This window comes from Streptomyces sp. NRRL F-525 (genome assembly GCF_000716605.1).
Lineage (GTDB): Bacteria > Actinomycetota > Actinomycetes > Streptomycetales > Streptomycetaceae > Streptomyces.
On sequence record NZ_JNXE01000208.1, the window covers coordinates 1 to 302 of the forward strand.

The 302-nt window shown below is 67.9% G+C and carries 1 protein-coding gene; it reads left to right on the forward strand.

Annotated elements, in window-relative coordinates; translation table 11 throughout:
• Positions 1-302: ABC transporter permease subunit (locus OO69_RS48555; RefSeq protein WP_033287463.1), on the forward strand; the 302-nt coding region annotated here is incomplete at both ends.

The following is a 302-nucleotide window of genomic DNA, read 5'->3' on the forward strand; positions in this document are numbered from 1 at the left end:
GGCATCCTCTCCGTCGAACGCGGACAGATCGAGGCCGCCCAGTCCCTCGGTCTCGGCCCCTGGCGGCGGTTCCGGCGCATCGTGCTGCCGCAGGCGATGCGCTCCATCGTGCCGCCCGCCGGGAACATGCTGATCGGCACCCTCAAGGGCACCTCCATCGTCAGCATCATCGCCGTGCAGGACCTGCTGTACTCCGTCCAGCTCGTCTACCACCGCACCTACGAGGTCATCCCGCTCCTCCTCGTCGCCACCCTCTGGTACGTCGCCGTCACCTCGGTGCTGAGCGTCGGCCAGTACTACGT